At 64.0% G+C, this 16,463-nt stretch carries 11 protein-coding genes; 5 read left to right on the top strand and 6 right to left on the bottom strand.

Annotated features, from left to right (window positions below; all coding sequences use genetic code 11):
• Positions 1–428 (top strand): transposase (locus F1735_RS18595; protein WP_167238321.1); only part of this gene is annotated, 428 nt, incomplete at its 5' end.
• Between the two features lie 230 nt (positions 429–658).
• On the opposite strand, the gene F1735_RS18590 is transcribed toward F1735_RS18595, so the two are convergent.
• From F1735_RS18590 to F1735_RS18580, 3 genes are all read right to left on the bottom strand, one after another.
• Positions 659–1,666: a MerR family transcriptional regulator gene (locus F1735_RS18590; RefSeq protein ID WP_167238320.1), complete on the bottom strand. Its 1,008-nt coding sequence runs from the start codon at positions 1,664–1,666 to the stop codon at positions 659–661.
• Between the two features lie 79 nt (positions 1,667–1,745).
• The gene (locus tag F1735_RS18585; RefSeq protein ID WP_167238319.1) at positions 1,746–2,315 is read right to left on the bottom strand and encodes a hypothetical protein; all 570 of its coding nucleotides are present in this window, start codon (positions 2,313–2,315) and stop codon (positions 1,746–1,748) included.
• A gap of 58 nt (positions 2,316–2,373) precedes the next feature.
• A complete protein-coding gene (locus F1735_RS18580; protein ID WP_229505849.1) occupies positions 2,374–3,654 on the bottom strand; it encodes an MFS transporter in 1,281 nt (426 codons plus the stop codon).
• 166 nt (positions 3,655–3,820) lie between these two features.
• Here F1735_RS18580 and F1735_RS18575 point away from each other — a divergent pair, with 166 nt between their 5' ends.
• The 4 genes from F1735_RS18575 (at position 3,821) to F1735_RS18560 (ending at position 10,484) form a co-directional block, all read left to right on the top strand.
• A complete protein-coding gene (locus tag F1735_RS18575) occupies positions 3,821–5,152 on the top strand; it encodes an MFS transporter (RefSeq protein ID WP_222853022.1) in 1,332 nt (443 codons plus the stop codon).
• A 57-nt stretch (positions 5,153–5,209) separates the two neighbouring features.
• Positions 5,210–6,841 carry an alpha-D-glucose phosphate-specific phosphoglucomutase gene (locus F1735_RS18570; RefSeq protein WP_167238318.1) on the top strand — a complete coding sequence of 544 codons (1,632 nt, stop codon included), beginning with the start codon at positions 5,210–5,212 and terminating at the stop codon, positions 6,839–6,841.
• A 34-nt stretch (positions 6,842–6,875) separates the two neighbouring features.
• The gene (locus tag F1735_RS18565; RefSeq protein ID WP_167238317.1) at positions 6,876–8,528 is read left to right on the top strand and encodes an alpha-amylase family glycosyl hydrolase; all 1,653 of its coding nucleotides are present in this window, start codon (positions 6,876–6,878) and stop codon (positions 8,526–8,528) included.
• 102 nt (positions 8,529–8,630) lie between these two features.
• Complete coding sequence (locus F1735_RS18560) at positions 8,631–10,484, top strand: glucokinase (protein ID WP_167220933.1); 1,854 nt, start codon at positions 8,631–8,633, stop codon at positions 10,482–10,484.
• Between the two features lie 2 nt (positions 10,485–10,486).
• Here the strand turns inward: F1735_RS18560 and F1735_RS18555 are convergent, their stop codons facing one another.
• The 3 genes from F1735_RS18555 to F1735_RS18545 form a co-directional block, all read right to left on the bottom strand.
• Complete coding sequence (locus F1735_RS18555; protein WP_167238316.1) at positions 10,487–13,204, bottom strand: alpha-1,6-glucosidase domain-containing protein; 2,718 nt, start codon at positions 13,202–13,204, stop codon at positions 10,487–10,489.
• Positions 13,205–13,317: 113 nt separating this feature from the next.
• Positions 13,318–14,658, bottom strand: a complete 1,341-nt coding sequence (locus tag F1735_RS18550) for a sigma-54-dependent transcriptional regulator (protein ID WP_373888546.1) — start codon at positions 14,656–14,658, stop codon at positions 13,318–13,320.
• Positions 14,655–16,427, bottom strand: coding sequence for a sensor histidine kinase (locus tag F1735_RS18545; protein ID WP_167238315.1), 1,773 nt, complete (start codon positions 16,425–16,427; stop codon positions 14,655–14,657). The genes F1735_RS18550 and F1735_RS18545 overlap by 4 nt, the downstream gene beginning before the upstream one ends.
• Between the last annotated feature and the right edge of the window lie 36 nt (positions 16,428–16,463).

Here is a 16,463-nt window from a genome sequence, read left to right as displayed (position 1 = left end):
AAGGCCATCCGGTATATGCCATATTCTCCAGGGTGAAAACGTTCGGAAAAGCCGATGTGGCGCAATGGGCATTGAAACATCTGGCAGCAGCGAGTATCGTCGTCTCCGATGGTTTGAACTGCTTCACCGCAGTGCAGGCGGCCGGTGCAAAGCATGAGCCATCGGTCGTGGGCACGGCCCGCAAGAGCAGCGCAATGCCGTGTTTCAGATGGATAAATACCGTTCTGAGTAACCTGAAAACCGCCACCGGCGGAACCTACCATGCTTTCGATTTCGATAAATATGGTTTTCTCTATCTGGCCGAGGCTCAGTATCGATTTAACCGGCGCTTCGATTTGTCGATCATCTTGACGCGCCTCTTGTACGCTGCTGTCGCTACCGGCAACCGAACCGAAGCGTGGTGTCGGTTAGCTGAAGATCAGCGCTAATCACCAAAAACAATGGGCTCATCCAGCAATTGGTGTACTGCGCGATGCAAGGCGACGCGATGTGCTGATTTGCTTGGCTTGCCAGACTGCATCAGGTTGACTGGGGTGGTGTTCATTGGATGCTCCTTGTGAAATCGATGGAAGGACCACGATAAACACTCACGCAACGTGAGGGTCAAGCACAAAGTTCGCCAATCTGGTCGCGCGCCGGCAGCCTATCGTCAATGCGGTCATTCTGACGACAGTTCCGCGCTTGCACTGCGCAGGTAGCAGCGCGAGATGCCGGACAGGGCCAGGCCCACTTGTAAAACCGGTTCGCTTTTGACTGCAATGAGCAGCTTGGCCTTGATGGCGGGGTCATCATTGGATGCGTAGTCAAGCAAGCCACGCCAGCGCTGCACCAGGTCGCGTACACGCACATCGTCGAACGGCACATGAGCGCGCGCCAATGCCTCTATGGCGTCATCGAGCGCTTGCCAGTCACGTGTACGGACAAGGCGTAATTGGGCGTATTCCTCGGATGTCAGGTATTTCAGGAATGCTGTTTTTCGGCATTGCACGGCCGCATGGAAGAAGGCGAGTACTGCAGGATCGATCCGGCTTTTGGCCACAGCGATTGGCTCTTGCTGAAGCATGGCATCCCAGCGCTGCAACAAATCGATGTTGCCATCCATCCATTGCAACGATATTTCAATCCAGCGCAGGGCAAGCCGCTGCGCAACTGCCGAATCCGGCGGATTCCCATCTTGGATGGCTTGTTGCATTTCCGTGATCAATGGGGGCCAAAGCGCTTCATCGCGCCGCCAGTTCTCGAACAGCATGCGCAATTCAGTGGCAGAAAAATACTGGCTATGCGTCGCCATCAGCGAGAGCGTTGTCAACCAATCGCCCGATTCCGGCGGTACGCCTGACGCGACGCGTTTTTGAATGAGCAATAACTGACTGCGCAAGCGCAGGGCCTTGTCAATGTCCTGGTCCACTGCTTCAAGTTGGCGGGCAATGACGTCCGGGAGAGATTTACCCTGCTCAGCCAATGCTGTTTGAATGTCGTCCAGCGACAGGCCGAGATGGCGCAGGGCTTGGATGGTGTGAAGCCGTTCAATGTCTGCCGCGTTGTATAGCCGATATCCTGCATCCGATCTGCCGGATGGATGAAGCAAGCCGATATCGTCGTAATGATGTAATGCGCGGACGGTCAGTCCTGCACGACGCGCTAACTCGCCAATTTTAAGCAGCATCGATTCCTTGCGGTCGGGGACTGAGAATATAGCCGGGTCAATTTTTCTTGCGTATCAGCGGCAGGGCGGATCTTGACAATCATGCGCATTGCATCAGAGGAAGCGCGGAAGCGGAACCACCGCCGATGCGTGTACCGGTGCGCGTTGCAAGGATAAACGGCTCCCATCCGCCTGGCGGATCCCACTGCCCGCTGCCTTCGATATGCGTCGGCGTGACGGCGTGTACCAGCACGCCGTCAATGCCGAGATCGGCGGTTTTCCATCGCAGCGCGCCGTCCGGCCCGAAGGCGAACAGCTCGGACGCGGAGCTGGCCAGGAGGCGGAAATCATCGCCGGACGTTTGCAATTGCGCAGCATCGTAGAAGTCGCAAAAATACCCGTCCAGCTGGTGCATCACCACGTCTTCTGTCACGCAATCGACAATGAAGATGCGCCCTCCGTAGCCGATATACGCTTTGGTGCCGTCCATCCGGACTGCCTGGAAGCAGATGCATTCGACAGCCGAAGCCACATCGATTCGCAGGCGAGCGCCGCAATCCCAGTCTACGGCAACGCGCGCGGCGATCGCAGCCCCAGGGCGATCAGCCCCTACCAGAAGGGCTCTGGTCAACAAGGATACATCGTGTTCTTCTAAAAACGATATCGTCATGGTTTCTTCTCATTAATTCTTGCAACGACCTTGCCGGCAAGCGGCGGGCGGGCCAGGATTAGTGTGCGGGAGCGGGCATCGCGGCCTGGGTGGCCGGCGCCTCGTCCTTCACCAGGCACCACAAGGCCGCCGAGATGGCCAACGAGGCGCCGCAAATGATGTACAAGGTGCTCTGGTCCGGCACCCGTTTCAGAACGAAGCCGACGCCCGTGGACGACATCAACTGCGGCAGCACTACCGACAGGTTGAACACGCCCATGAAAAATCCCATGCGGCTCTTGTCCACCTTGTCGCTCATGATAGCAAACGGCAGGCTGACAATGGCGCTCCAGCCGATGCCGACCACCGCCATTAGCGCGTACAGCATCATCGGCGTGCGCGCCGTGGCCGCAATCAAAAAGTACCCGACCGCCATGATGGCGACGCAAGCGGCCTGCGTGTGTACGCGCCCGATGCGGCGCGCCAGGGGCGCCAGCACCAGGGCCGGCAGCAGGAAGCCGACGGTATTCATGACCGCGAAGCTGTAGGCGATAATCTGCCCGCTCATCGCGTCCGCCGCCTTGGTCGCGAGCCCCGCCGGCACCAGCTTCTGCTGGATAAAGCCGTAGGTGTAGACGAACATCGACTGCACCCCAAGCCACGCAAAGCCGTGCGCGATGTAGATGCGCCACAGCTGGCCCCAGTCGGCCCTGGTGGCCACGGCGGTCTCGGTCTTTTTTACGACCTCGCGTTCTTCCTTGATGAAGAACATCGGCACCACCGAAAACACGAACACGATGCCCGCGCCGACCGAAATGAGCACGTCATTGCCCAAGGTCGCACCGATCACATACGCCATCACGCCGAAGAAGCCTGAGACGGTCTGCATCCAGGTGTAGCCGCGCGTGCGCGCTTCGCCTTCCGGGGTCAGGTCGGCGATGATCGAGCGGGTCGGGTTGAAGCTGATATTGATCGACAGGTCCAGCGTGAGCGCGATGATCACCGCCACGATGAGGATATTCTTGATGCCCAGCAGGTGGCTGACCACGTCGATGCGCGGCAGCAGGAACACCATCAGTGCGGCCAGGGTCCCGCCGATGAGGATAAAAGGCCGCCGTCGTCCGCCCCAGAACCAGGCGTCGTCGCTGATCAAGCCGATGATCACCTGGCCAAAGATGCCGGCCAGCGGCCCGGCCGCCCAGACGATGCCGATTTCGTCGATTTTGAGGTTGAAGCGCGTGCTCAAAATCCAGCTCAGGGCCGAAATCTGGATGCAGAGCGCGAATCCCATGGCCGTCGACGGCAGGCTCAGGGTCGCATAAAAAGAATTGTTCAGGCGCTTCTGCATGTCCAGCATCATGTCCCCATCTCGTTCTGTTATTTGACTACAAAACCGCGAATTTGTTGTGTGATTTACCCGGCTTCCTGCGGCGATTCTACTATGGAACTGTTTAGATTGACACTTGGAAATCGCCATGTTATTTTCCTACAAATAGAATGCGTAGCCAAACGCCTGGAGACTCCCGATGCAGATGCAATTCCCGCCAATCAAACCGCGCCTGAGCTTCTGGCAGTTGTGGAACATGAGCTTCGGCTTCTTTGGCATCCAGTTCGGGTTTGCCCTGCAAAACGCCAATACCAGCCGTATTTTCTCGACCCTGGGCGCGAACGCCGACGACCTGCCGCTGTTCTGGCTCGCCGCGCCGATGACCGGCCTGCTGGTGCAGCCGGTGATCGGCTACCTGAGCGACAACACCTGGCACCCGTTCTGGGGCCGGCGCCGACCCTTCTTCTTCCTCGGCGCCTTCCTCGCCACCGTCGCCATGTTCCTGATGCCCAATTCCTCGTCGCTGTGGATGGCGGTGTTCGTGCTGTGGATGATGGACGCCTCGATCAACGTGTCGATGGAGCCGTTCCGCGCTTTTGTGGGCGACAAGCTGCACCCGGTCCAGCAGACCTCGGGCTTTGCGATGCAAACCTTCTTCATCGGCTGCGGCTCGGTGATCGCCTCGCTGCTGCCGACCATCTTCACCGAGTGGTTCAACGTCAGTAATATCCCGGTCGCCGGCGGCATCCCGGACACGGTGCGCTACTCGTTCTATGCCGGCGGCCTGGCCTTTATCGGCGCGGTGTCGTGGACCGTCATCACCACGCGCGAGGCGCCGCCGGAAGACATGCAGGCGTTCCGCGCCGAGGTCGAAAAGCGCAAGGGCACCTTGACCGCGCTGCGCGAGATCCTTGGCGGCTTCACCACCATGCCGCGCACGATGGTGCAACTGGCGAGCGTGAGCTTCTTTTCGTGGCTGGCGCTGTTTACGATGTGGGTCAACACCACCCCGGCCGTGGCCGAAAACGTCTTCGGCACGGTCGACGCGCAGTCGGCCGCCTTCCAGAGCGCCGGCAACTGGGTCGGCGTGATGTTCGCGGTGTATAACGGCGTGTCGGCCATTGCCGCTTTCATCCTGCCGGTGATCGCGCGCCGCACCAACCGCAAGATGACGCACCTGGCCTGCCTGGTCATCGGCGGCATCAGCCTGGCCAGCATTTTCTTCATCACGCAAAAAGAGATGCTGCTCATTCCGATGGTGGGCGTGGGCATCGCGTGGGCCAGCATTCTCACCGTGCCGTATGCCATCCTGGCCGGCGCGTTGCCGGCGCAGCGCATGGGCTTTTACATGGGCGTCTTCAATTTCTTTGTCGTGATCCCGCAGATTATCGGCGGGGTGATTCTTGGGCCGATCAGCAAGGCCTTGCTGGGCGGGCGTCCGGTGGCGACCTTGCTGCTGGCCGGCGCGTGCATGGCCATCGGCGGCTTGCTGACCGTGTTCGTGACCGATAAAGGCGAGCAGAAAACCTAAGGTGGCGTCGAAATTTTCCTACCTGTCGTATCGTATTGTTAACAGACAGGAGTAAAAATGACCATCCACACAGTAAACACCACGGCGTTTGCCGGACAACGCCCCGGTACGTCCGGCTTGCGCAAGAAGGTCAGCGAGTTCCAGCAAGCCGCTTACCTCGAAAACTTCGTGCAGTCGATCTTCAATACGCTCGGCGACTGCGCCGGCCAGACGGTCGTTGTCGGCGGCGACGGGCGCTATTTCAACCGCCACGCGATCCAGGTCATCCTGCGCATGGCGGCGGCACATGGCTTTGCCAAAGTGCTGGTGGGGCAGGGCGGCATTCTGTCGACGCCGGCCCTGAGCTGCGTCGTCAGGAAGCGCGGCGCGTCCGGCGGCATTGTGCTCTCGGCCAGCCACAATCCCGGCGGACCCGATGGCGATTTCGGCATCAAGTACAACATCGCCAACGGCGGCCCGGCGCCCGAAAAAATCACCGACGCCATTTACGAGCGGACCAGGGTGATCACCGAATACCGCATCAGCGACGCCGGCGAGCTCGATCTCGATGCCATCGGCGGCGCGCGCATCGAACAGATGGACGTCGAAGTGATCGACCCGGTTGCCGACTACGCAGCCCTGATGGGCGAGCTGTTCGATTTTGCAGCCATCAAGGCCCTCTTCGCGCGCGGCTTCACGATGCGCTTCGACGGCATGCACGCCGTCTCCGGTCCGTATGCGCACGCGATTCTCGAAGGCTTGCTCGGCGCCCCCACCGGCACCGTCATCAACGGCACGCCCCTGGAAGACTTCGGCGGCCACCATCCCGACCCCAATCCCGTCAATGCGGCCGAACTGGTGGCGCTGATGTCGGCGCAAGACGCGCCGGACTTCGGGGCGGCGTCGGACGGCGACGCCGACCGCAACATGATCGTCGGGCGCGGCATCGCCGTCACGCCTTCCGACAGCCTGGCCATCATCGCCGCCAATGCGGGCGTCGCACCCGGCTACCGCGGCGGCATCAAGGGCATCGCCCGCTCCATGCCCACTTCCACCGCGCCTGACCGGGTGGCGCAAGCGCTCAAGGTGCCGTGCTACGAAACGCCGACCGGCTGGAAGTACTTCGGCAACCTGATGGACGCCGGCATGGTGACCCTGTGCGGCGAAGAGAGTTACGGCACGGGTTCAAGCCATATCCGCGAAAAGGATGGCTTGTGGGCGGTGCTGTTCTGGCTTAACCTGCTGGCCGCGAGCGGCAAGCCTGTGGAGACGCTGGTGCGCGAGCACTGGGCGCGCTTCGGCCGTAATTACTACTCGCGCCACGACTACGAGGCGGTCGAGTCCAAGGCGGCCGAAGAACTGATGACGCACCTGCGCGAGCAGTTGCCCGCACTGGCCGGCCAGGTCATCGACGGCTACACTGTCGATTTCGCCGACGATTTTGTTTACAAGGACCCGGTCGACGGCAGCATCGCCAGCAAGCAGGGCGTGCGCATCGTGATGACCGATGGCTCGCGCATCGTGTTCCGCCTGTCCGGCACCGGGACCGAAGGCGCCACCATTCGTCTTTACCTCGAACGCTACGAGGGCGACGTGGCCATGCACGACATGCCGGCGCAGGAAGCGCTGGCCGGTTTGGCGGCGATCGCCGACCGGCTGGCCGGCCTGCACCAGCGTACGGGGCGCGACCGGCCGACGGTCACCACCTGATTCACTTTAATCACCAACAGCCAACAGGGAATACATGAAATTTTCCGCACTTGCAGTCTCACTGGCGCTCACTTTCGGCGCTGCCCACGTCAGCGCCGCTCCGCCCGTGGCGCGCACCCCGTTTGTGTGGGAAAACGCGACTGTGTATTTCCTGTTGACGGACCGCTTCAACAACGCTAACCGCGCCAACGACCTGGCCTACGGCCGCAAGGCCGACGCCGCACCGCTGCGCGGCTACATGGGCGGCGACCTTGCCGGCGTGACCGCCAAGATCAAGGAAGGCTATTTCAAGGAGCTGGGCGTCGATGCGATCTGGATCTCGCCGCCGGTCGAGCAGATTCACGCCGGCACCGATGAAGGCACCGGTAAATCCTACGGCTTTCACGGCTACTGGGCGCGCGACTTCACCAGCATCGACGCCAATCTCGGCAACGAAGCGGACCTGCAGGAACTGGTCGATACCGCGCACGCCAACGGCATCCGCGTGCTGCTCGATGTGGTGATGAACCATACCGGACCGGTCACGGCATCGGACCCGGTATGGCCGAAGGACTGGGTGCGTACCGCGCCGGTGTGCGCCTTCAAGGATGCGCGCACCACCATCGACTGCACCCTGGTAAAGAACTTGCCGGATTTCCGCACCGACGCCGACCGCCCGGTCGCACTGCCGCCGGCGCTGGTGGCCAAGTGGAAGGACGAAGGGCGCTACGAGCGCGAAGGGGCGAGCCTGGATGCCTTCTTCAAGGAGACCGGCTACCCGCGCGCGCCGCGCTACTACCTGATGAAGTGGCACGCGGACTGGGTGCGCAAGTACGGCTTCGACGGCTTCCGCGCCGACACGGCCAAGCACGTCGAACCGCGCGTGTGGAAGGAGCTGAAAAAGGTCGCCAGCAAGGCTTTCGAGGACTGGAAGCGCGACAACCCGTCCAAGCGCCTCGGCGACGGCAAGTTCTACATGACAGCCGAAGTCTATAACTACTCGCTGCGCCACGCGCACCAGTTCGACATGGGCGGCGAAACCTTTGTCGACTTCTACGACAATGGCTTCGACAGCGTGATCAATTTCAGCATGACGTCGGACGCCAGGGGCGGCTACGACGCCATGTTCGGCCGCTATGCGGCGCTGCTGGCAGGGCCGCTGCGCGGCTATTCGGTGATGAATTATCTGAGCTCGCACGATGACGCGGCGCCGTTCGATCCGGCGCGCACGCGTCCTTACGACTCGGCGGTCAAGCTGCTGCTCTCGCCGGGCGCGGCGCAGATCTATTACGGCGACGAGACCGCGCGCCTGCTCACTTACCCGGGCGCGAAGGGTGATGCGGTGCTGCGCTCATTCATGAACTGGGATGAACTGGCCAGCAACGCGCAGCGCGACGGGTATCGGATCGCGGAGGTGCGCAAGCATTGGGGGATCATCGGCCGCTTCCGCCAGATGCATCCGGCGGTGGGCGCGGGCGAGCACCGCAAGCTGCTGGCGACGCCGTACGTGTTTGCGCGCACCTACGAGAAGGATCGGGTCGTGGTGGGGCTCGACCTGCCGACCGACAAGTCGACGCCGATTGTGGTGGCGCCGATTTTCAGGGATGGCGAGTCGGTGACCGATTACTACTCGGGCAAGAAGGCCGTGGTGGCGGGCGGGAAGGTTGATTTCCACACCAGGAACGGCATTGTACTGATCGCGAACTGATGCGCGTGCCCCTGCCTGGGCAGGGGCATTTCATACTATTCATACAATAGGGTATGCTACGCGCGACTGCCCGAACTGCCCGAACTGTCCGAAGTGACCGCGATGACCAAAGAAAACGATTCAGAACAAAAGTACAGCCGTACCGCCTATGCCGACGGCCCCCGGCTGCTGGCCGACATTGGCGCGACCCACGCGCGCTTTGCCCTCGAAACCGCGCCCGGCGTCCTGCGCTCGGTGCGCGTGCTCAAGTGCGACGACTTCCCCGGCATCGTTCCGCTGCTGCATACCTACCTGGCCGACCACGCCGGCATCCGCATCAATCACGCCGCCTTCGCCCTGGCCAATCCGATCAGCGGCGACATGATCCGCATGACCAACCGCGACTGGCAATTCTCCACCGATGAAGTGCGCCGCGAACTGGGCCTGAACACCCTGCTGATCGTGAACGACTTCACCGCCCTGGCGATGTCGCTGCCCGGCCTGTCCGGCGCCGATTTGATGCAGGTCGGCGGCGGCACGCCGGCCGCCAACGCCGTCATCGGCGTGGTGGGACCGGGCACCGGCCTTGGCGTGTCCGGCATGATCCCGACCGTCGACGGTTTCGTCACCCTCGGCAGCGAAGGGGGGCACGTCAATTTCGCCCCGGCCGATGAGCGCGAATTCGCGATCCTCCAGTACGCATGGAAGGAATGGACGCACGTGTCGAACGAGCGCCTGATTTCCGGCCCCGGCATGGAACTGATCTACCGCGCGCTGGCCCAGCGCAACGGCGTGCAGGCCGCGCCACGCACCTCGCCCGAGATCATCACCGGCGCGCTGGACGAGAACGACGCGCTCTGCCTCGAAGTGCTCGAGTGCTTTTGCGGCATGCTCGGCGGCGCCGCCGCCAACCTGGCGGTCACGCTCGGCGCCTTTGGCGGCATCTTCATCGGCGGCGGCATCGTGCCGCGCATGGGCGAGTGGTTCCTCACATCGCCGTTCCGCGCACGCTTCGAGGCCAAAGGGCGCTTTTCGTCCTACCTGGGCCAGATCCCGACCTACGTGATCATGATTCCCAACCCGGCCTTCATCGGCGTGGCGACGATCCTCTCCGAACATCTGCGCGGTCGCAGCGGCGCAAACACGCTGATGGAGCGCGTGCAGCATCTTCAGCACGAGCTGTCGCCCGCCGAGCAGCGCGTGGCCACGCTGGTGCTGGAACACCCGCGCAAGGTGCTGGGCGAGCCGATCGCCGAAATCGCGCGCCTGGCCGACGTCAGCCAGCCGACCGTGATCCGCTTTTGCCGCTCGCTGGGATTTTTGGGCCTGGCCGACTTCAAGCTCAAGTTCGCGAGCAGCCTGACCGGCACCATCCCCGTGCGCCACAGCCAGGTGCGCGTGTCCGACAGCACGCACGACCTGTCGGCCAAGGTGATCGACAATACGGTGTCGGCGATCCTGAAATTCCGCGACCAGCTCGATGTGGTCTCGATCGACCGCGCCATCGCGCTGCTGCGCAAGGCCAACCGGGTCGAGTTCTACGCCATGGGCAACTCGCGCGTGGTGGCGCTCGATGGCCAGCACAAGTTCTTCCGCTTCCGCATTCCCACCTCGTCGTACGGCGACTCGCACCTGTTCACCCTGGCCGCCGAACTGCTCAAGCCGGGCGACGTGGTGATCGCCATTTCCACCTCGGGCCAGTTGCCGGAATTGCTGGCCGCCGTGGATGCGGCGCGCGCCACCGGCGCCGATGTCATTGCGATCACCAGCAGCAAGTCGGCGCTGGCGAAGCGGGCGACGATTTGCCTGGCGGTCGATCACAGCGAAGACAGCACCAGCTTCCTGTCCATGATCTCGCGCGTGCTGCAGCTGCTGCTGATCGATATTCTGTCGGTCGGGATTTCGCTCGGCGCGCAGGGCATTGACTCGGCCGATCACGACAAGAAGCGCTCGCTGATCTCGCACCTCGATATCTAGCTCTACTCCACGAACACCACGGCGCTGCGTGCGGGGATGGTAAAACGTCCCGCCGCGCTGTCGTAGGTGCTGGTCGCGGCGCGTTGGTCAGCCGCTGTGGGCGCCGCATGCACCGGATGCAGGCGCAGGCGCTTGCCGCGTAGTTCGGCCACATCCAGGGTGTGCGCCAGCTTGTCCACATTGATGAAGTACGCCACGCCGGCGAAACCGGCGCCGGCGTAACCCTTGCCGTCGATATGCGCCGCGATCACGGCGGGCTCCTGCGTCGGCCCGGTATTGTAAAAGCGCAGGCGCTGCCCGATGTCCTGCGCGCTGCGCATGCGGAACAGCGTGGAACTGGCGCGGATCGACAACAGGTCCCGAAACGCATCGCGCGTAAAGGCGATGTCGGCCGGCGTGGGCTTGAGCGCGGCGTTCGCCAGCAAGGGCTTGATCAGCGCATAGTCTTTGCCGTTGTCGTCGGCTGGCGGCGCGCCGGCGCCGAAGTAGTTATCCTGGTAGGTCCAGTCGATGCGGTTGAACCAGTCGCCGGAATTGAAGCTGTTGCGGTCCAGCGACTTCGAACGCAAGGTGTCGATCCCCGCGTGGAAGTAGGCCACGCCCTGGCTGAACGCGTTGATCGCCGCCCCCAGCACCTGCACGCGTGCGCGTTCGGCGCCGGTGGTTGCCAGCGGGAGCTTGTACACGTTCATGTCGTACAGGGTCTGGTTGTCGTGATTCTCGACGTAGTTGACCGCCTCGCCCGGTTCGCTGGCGTAGCCCGCCGGCTGGCCGTTGTAGTCGATGGCGGCCAGTTGCAAGGTGCTGTCCTTCCAGGTCTGCATGACGTAGCTGCGCACTGAACCGGCCAGCCCCACGCGCACCATGTCGGCCGCCTGCATCAGGTCCGCTGGCGCGCGCTCGCCAGCGAGCGCATTCGGGTCGTACACAAGCCCGTTGATGTAGCCCTGGCGCCGGACCATGTCTTCTCCCGTATCGGCCGCCGAGCCGCCGCGCACATGGTCGCGTGCGCGGTCGCTGAAGGTGCCGATGCCGCTGCCGTTGAGCGACAGTTGCGAGGCCTGCACGAAGCGCGCGCCGTCGGCCACCTCGCCGAAGTTCCAGCCTTCGCCGATCAACTGCACGTGACGCCTGGCGGCGCCGTTCACGCGTGCCTGCAACTGCTCCATCACCGCGCGCGGCTGGTGGCCCATCAGGTCGAAGCGGAACGAGTCGATCTTGTATTCGCGCGCCCACAAGGCGGCCGAGTCGATCATCAGCTTGCCCATCATGCGGTTTTCGGTGGCGGTGTTGTCGCAGCAGGTCGATTGCTCGACGCCGCCGGCCGCATTCAAGCGGTGGTAGTAGCCGGGCACGATGCGGTCGAGGACCGATTTTTCCTTCTGGCCGGAAGCGAAGGTGTGGTTGTAGACCACGTCCATGCCGACCCGCAGGCCGGTCCGGTGCAGGTTCATCACCATCTGGCGCAGCTCGATGATGCGGCGCGCGCCATCGAACGCGTCGCTCGCGTAGCTGCCCTCCGGCGCGTTGTAATGATACGGATCGTAGCCCCAGTTGAAGCAGTCGGTCGCCGCCGTCCGCCTGACCAGCGTCTGCTGCGTCTCGCCATCGGCCGCGCCCGCGGGAGCAGGCTGCGCGCAGCCGCGCTCTGGAATGCTGGCGATGTCGTACACCGGCAGCAGGTGGATGTCGGTCATGCCGGCGCGGGCCAGGGCGGCAAGGTGCTTCATGCCGTTCGAACCGGCTTGGGAAAAGGCGGCGTACTTGCCGCGACTGGCCGCCGGCACGGTGGCGTCGTTGATCGAAAAATCGCGCACGTGCAGTTCGTAGACGACCATGTCGGTCTGCGCTTTCACGGTCGCGGGCGGCGTCGACTTGTCCCAACCGGCCGGCTTGAGGCGCGCCGACGAAAGCTTGGCGATATAGCTGCGTTTCGAATCGGCCGTCAGGCTGACCGAGTACGGGTCGGTCACCATGTTGCGGACCAGGCCCGCGCCATCGGCCACCACGTCGACGGCATAGGTATAGTATTTGCCGGACAGGTCGCCTTTTCGCGTGGCGCTCCAGATGCCTGTGGTGCGGTCGAAGCGCATCGCATCAAGCGCCTTTGCGCGCCCGCCGCCGCTGTCGTAGGTGCAGAGAGCTACGCGTTGCGCGGTCGGCGCCCACAGCTTGAAGGTGGTGTCCCGGTGCGATGGCGCGGCGCCGAGATCGTCCGCCAGTTCCGCAGCCGCGTAAAGATCGTCGAGCGCGCCGGCCGCCTGCAACCTGGTCGCCGCGCCTACTTTTCCGTTGGCGTCTTCCTGCACCAGGACCAACTGCTGGCGGTGCAGGTCGGGCAGGCGCGCCAAGTCGGATGCCGCCACGGCGAGCAACACGCCTTTGCCCACATACTTGAAGCGCTGCGCCAGGTCCGGCGCCAGTGCGTCCTTGTAAGGGGCGAGCGACAGTGCGCCGGCAGCGCCGCTGACCATGCCGCCGCTCGGCGCGACGATGCGCCCGTCGGGTGAGTAGTACAGCTTGAATCGCCCCGTGTTCTCCACTCCCGGCCACTGCGCGAGCCGCCGGTCCAGCCAGACGGCGCGTGCCTCGATGCCGCCGCGCGCCGGCCGCACGATCGTTTGAAAATGATCGCTGTCGCACACCGCTGTCGTTTGCGCGGCCGATGCCGACGCGCTCGCGCCGGCGAGAACTGCGGCACTCAAAAGTGAAAAGGTCATCTGGCGTCCGGTGTCGTCGTTATACAAGCGCCGGGGCAGCGAGTATCTTTGCTACACCTCGATGTCGCCCAAGCCCCCGGTTTTTGCATATTATCGGCGACTTTGTAGTGAGGTTACATTTTTCTTCCCGGGGCGAGCTGATATTTTTTGAGCTTGTCGTACAGGGTTTTGCGCGGCACGCCGAGTTGGTCGGCGGCGGTGGCGACGTTGCCATCGACCGCATCAAGCTTTCGTGAGATCAGTTCACGCTCATACGCGTCGAGCTGCTGCGGCAGGCTCAGGGCGGCGCCGGCGAGGGGAGCGGCGACCGATGCCGGCGCCGCCGTGGCGACGATGCCGAGCACCAGCCGCTCGGCGAAGTTGCGCAGTTCGCGCACATTGCCCGGCCACTCCGCCGCCTGCCACTGACGCATTTGCTCACTGCTCCACTGCGGCGCCGCACGTCCGTAGCGCTGCGCCGCATCCTGCGTAAAGTGCGCCATCAGCAGGGCGATGTCGTCGCGCCGTTCGTTCAGGCGCGGCAAATCGATGGTGGCCACGCCAATGCGGTAGTACAGGTCTTCGCGAAAGCGCCCCTCCTTACTCAGTTCCAGCAAGTCGGCCTTGCTGGCCGCGATGATCCGAAAGTTCACGGCGATCGCCTCGTTCCCGCCCAGGCGCTCAAGCTGGCGCTCTTGCAGCACGCGCAGCAGCTTGACCTGCAGCGCCATCGGCATGCTCTCGATCTCGTCGAGGAACAGGGTGCCGCCGTTGGCGTATTCGAGCTTGCCGATGCGGCGCTTGTGCGCGCCCGTGAACGCCCCCGCCTCGTGCCCGAACATCTCGCTCTCGAACACCGACTCGGGCAGGGCGCCGCAATTGATCGCGACAAAATTGCCCTTGCGCGCGCTGGCCGCGTGGATCAGGCGGGCCACGACTTCCTTGCCGGTGCCGGTCTGGCCGTGGATCAAAATGTCGACCCCGGCCGGGGCGATATTACGCACCAACACCTTGAGCCGTTCAATGGCGTCGGACCGCCCCACCAGTTGCGGCGTATCGGGATGCAGCGCCCACGCGGTCTTGAGGCGGCGGTTTTCCAGCACCAGCGTCCGGCGCTCCTGGGCGCGCCGGACGGCATCCATCAGGCGTTCGGCGCCGAACGGTTTTTCGATGAAGTCGTAGGCGCCGGCGCGCATCGCGCCGACCGCCATCGCCACGTCGCCATGGCCGGTCACCATGATCATGGGCAGTTCCGCGTCCAGCGCCACCACTTGCGCCAGCAGGTCCAGGCCGGAGCGCCCGGGCAGGCGTACGTCGCTGACGATGACGCCGTCAAAAGCCGCATCCAGCGCGCCTTGCGCTTGTTCGGCGCTGGCGTAGGCATGCACGGTAAAGCCCCCCAGTTCCAGGGTCTGGGTGGTGGCCAGGCGCAGCGGCGCTTCGTCTTCCACCAGGATAGCCTGCATGGTCTTCATTCGTTCCTTTTCTCCGGCAGCGGCAGGCGGACTTCGAACACGGCGCCACCGCCAGGGCGATTGCTGCCTTCGAGCTGTCCGTTCATGGCTTGCACGATCGATGATGATATCGCGAGCCCGAGCCCGAGGCCCTTGCCCGATGGCTTGGTCGTAAAGAACGGCTCGAACAGGTGCGCGGCCACGCTGTCGGACATGCCGGGGCCGCTGTCGCTGATGCGCACCACGGCGTAACCGTCAATCGACGCCAGCGTGACCGACACTTCGCGCACCTGGGCCTCGTCGACGGCGTCGAGCGCATTGCGCAGCAGGTTGATGAACACCTGTTCGATGCGCACGGCGTCGCCGGTGATCAGCAGCTGCATGGGCGACGACAGCGGCGACGGCAGCGCCAGCGCGACCCCGAGGCGCTTGAATTCCCCCTGCAGCAAAAACGCCGAGGCGGCGAGGGACTGGGCGATGTCGACCGTCGCCACGGCGTCGCTGCGCCGCGCAAAGCCTTTCAACTGGCCGATGATGGCGCCCATGCGCGCGCTGGCGTCGCTGATGTGGGTCAGGTTGGCGCTGGCCTGCTCCTGCTGGCCGCGTTCCAGGAAGGTGCGGGCATTGTCGGCAAACGCGCGGATCGCGGCCAGCGGCTGGTTCAGTTCATGCGTGACGCCGGCCGCCATCTGGCCCAGCATCGCCAGCTTGCCCGCCTGGACCAGCTGGTCCTGGGTCGAGCGCAGTACCTGCTCGGTTTGTTTCAGGGTGGCGTAGCGCGCCTCCAGGTCGTCGTTGGCCTGGCGCAGCAGCGCGGTGCGCTCGGCCAGCCGCAGATCGAGTTCGCCGGCGGCGCGCCGCAATGCGGCGTTGGCGGCCTGGCGCTCTTCCAGCCGGCGGCGGCGCTGGTACAGGGCCCAGGCCGCGACGATGGCGCTGGCCGCCACCAGCGCTGCGGCCAGCGCCCATAAGGCGGCTACCCGGCGCACCCGGTCCTGCGCCGGGAACAGCATCAGTTGCCAGTTCAGGGGGCCGGTCCGGCGCGTCGCATGCGGCGGCAACTGCCCGTCGATGGGCGTGATCGGACGGCGCGCGTATTGATCGGTGCTGGCCAGCTGGCGCTGGGTGGTGGCGGAGAGCGCTTGCAGGCTGCGGTACTTCCATTCGGGACGGTTGGACAGGAACACCACGTCGGCGCTGTCGGCCAGCACGATCGCGTCGTCAAGGCCGGCCCAATTGCGGGCGAATTCATCGAGGCTGATCTTGACTGCGACCACGCCCAGCACGCGCGCGCCTTGCATCACCGGCTGGGCGATGAAGTAGCCGGGTTCGCTGGTGGTGCTGCCGATGCCGTAGAAGCGGCCGGCGCGCCCGGCCAGCGCTTCGTGAAAATATGGACGGTAGCCGAAGTTGCGGCCCACGAAGGTGAGCGGCAAGTCCCAGTTGCTGGCGGCGAGCGTGTTGCCGTCGCGGTCCATCAGGTAGATCGCGCCGACTCTCGACTGGCGCGCGATCGCCTGCAAGCTGCGGTTGACCTGGTCGATGCGCGCGCGCTCGCCCGGTTGCATCAGCAGCGCGGCCACGTTCTCCTGCAGGCCGACGACGTAGGGCAGGGTTTCGAACTTGTCGAGCGCCGACTCCAGCTCGGGCGCCATCAGCTGCAGCTGGCGCGCGCCGCGTTCGAGTTCGTCGGCCCCGCCCTGGCGCACCGCCCCCTGGTAGATGGCTGCAATCAGGGCGGCGCTGGCGAGCGGTGCGAGGAGCCAGGCGAGTTGTTTTTTTACGTGCATGAGCGGTCCACGGTGAGTGGCGTCGATTCTACTGCA

It is taken from the genome of Massilia genomosp. 1, from assembly GCF_011682185.1.
Lineage (GTDB): Bacteria > Pseudomonadota > Gammaproteobacteria > Burkholderiales > Burkholderiaceae_D > Telluria_A > Telluria_A rubra.
This window is presented reverse-complemented; position numbering and strand designations above follow the sequence as displayed.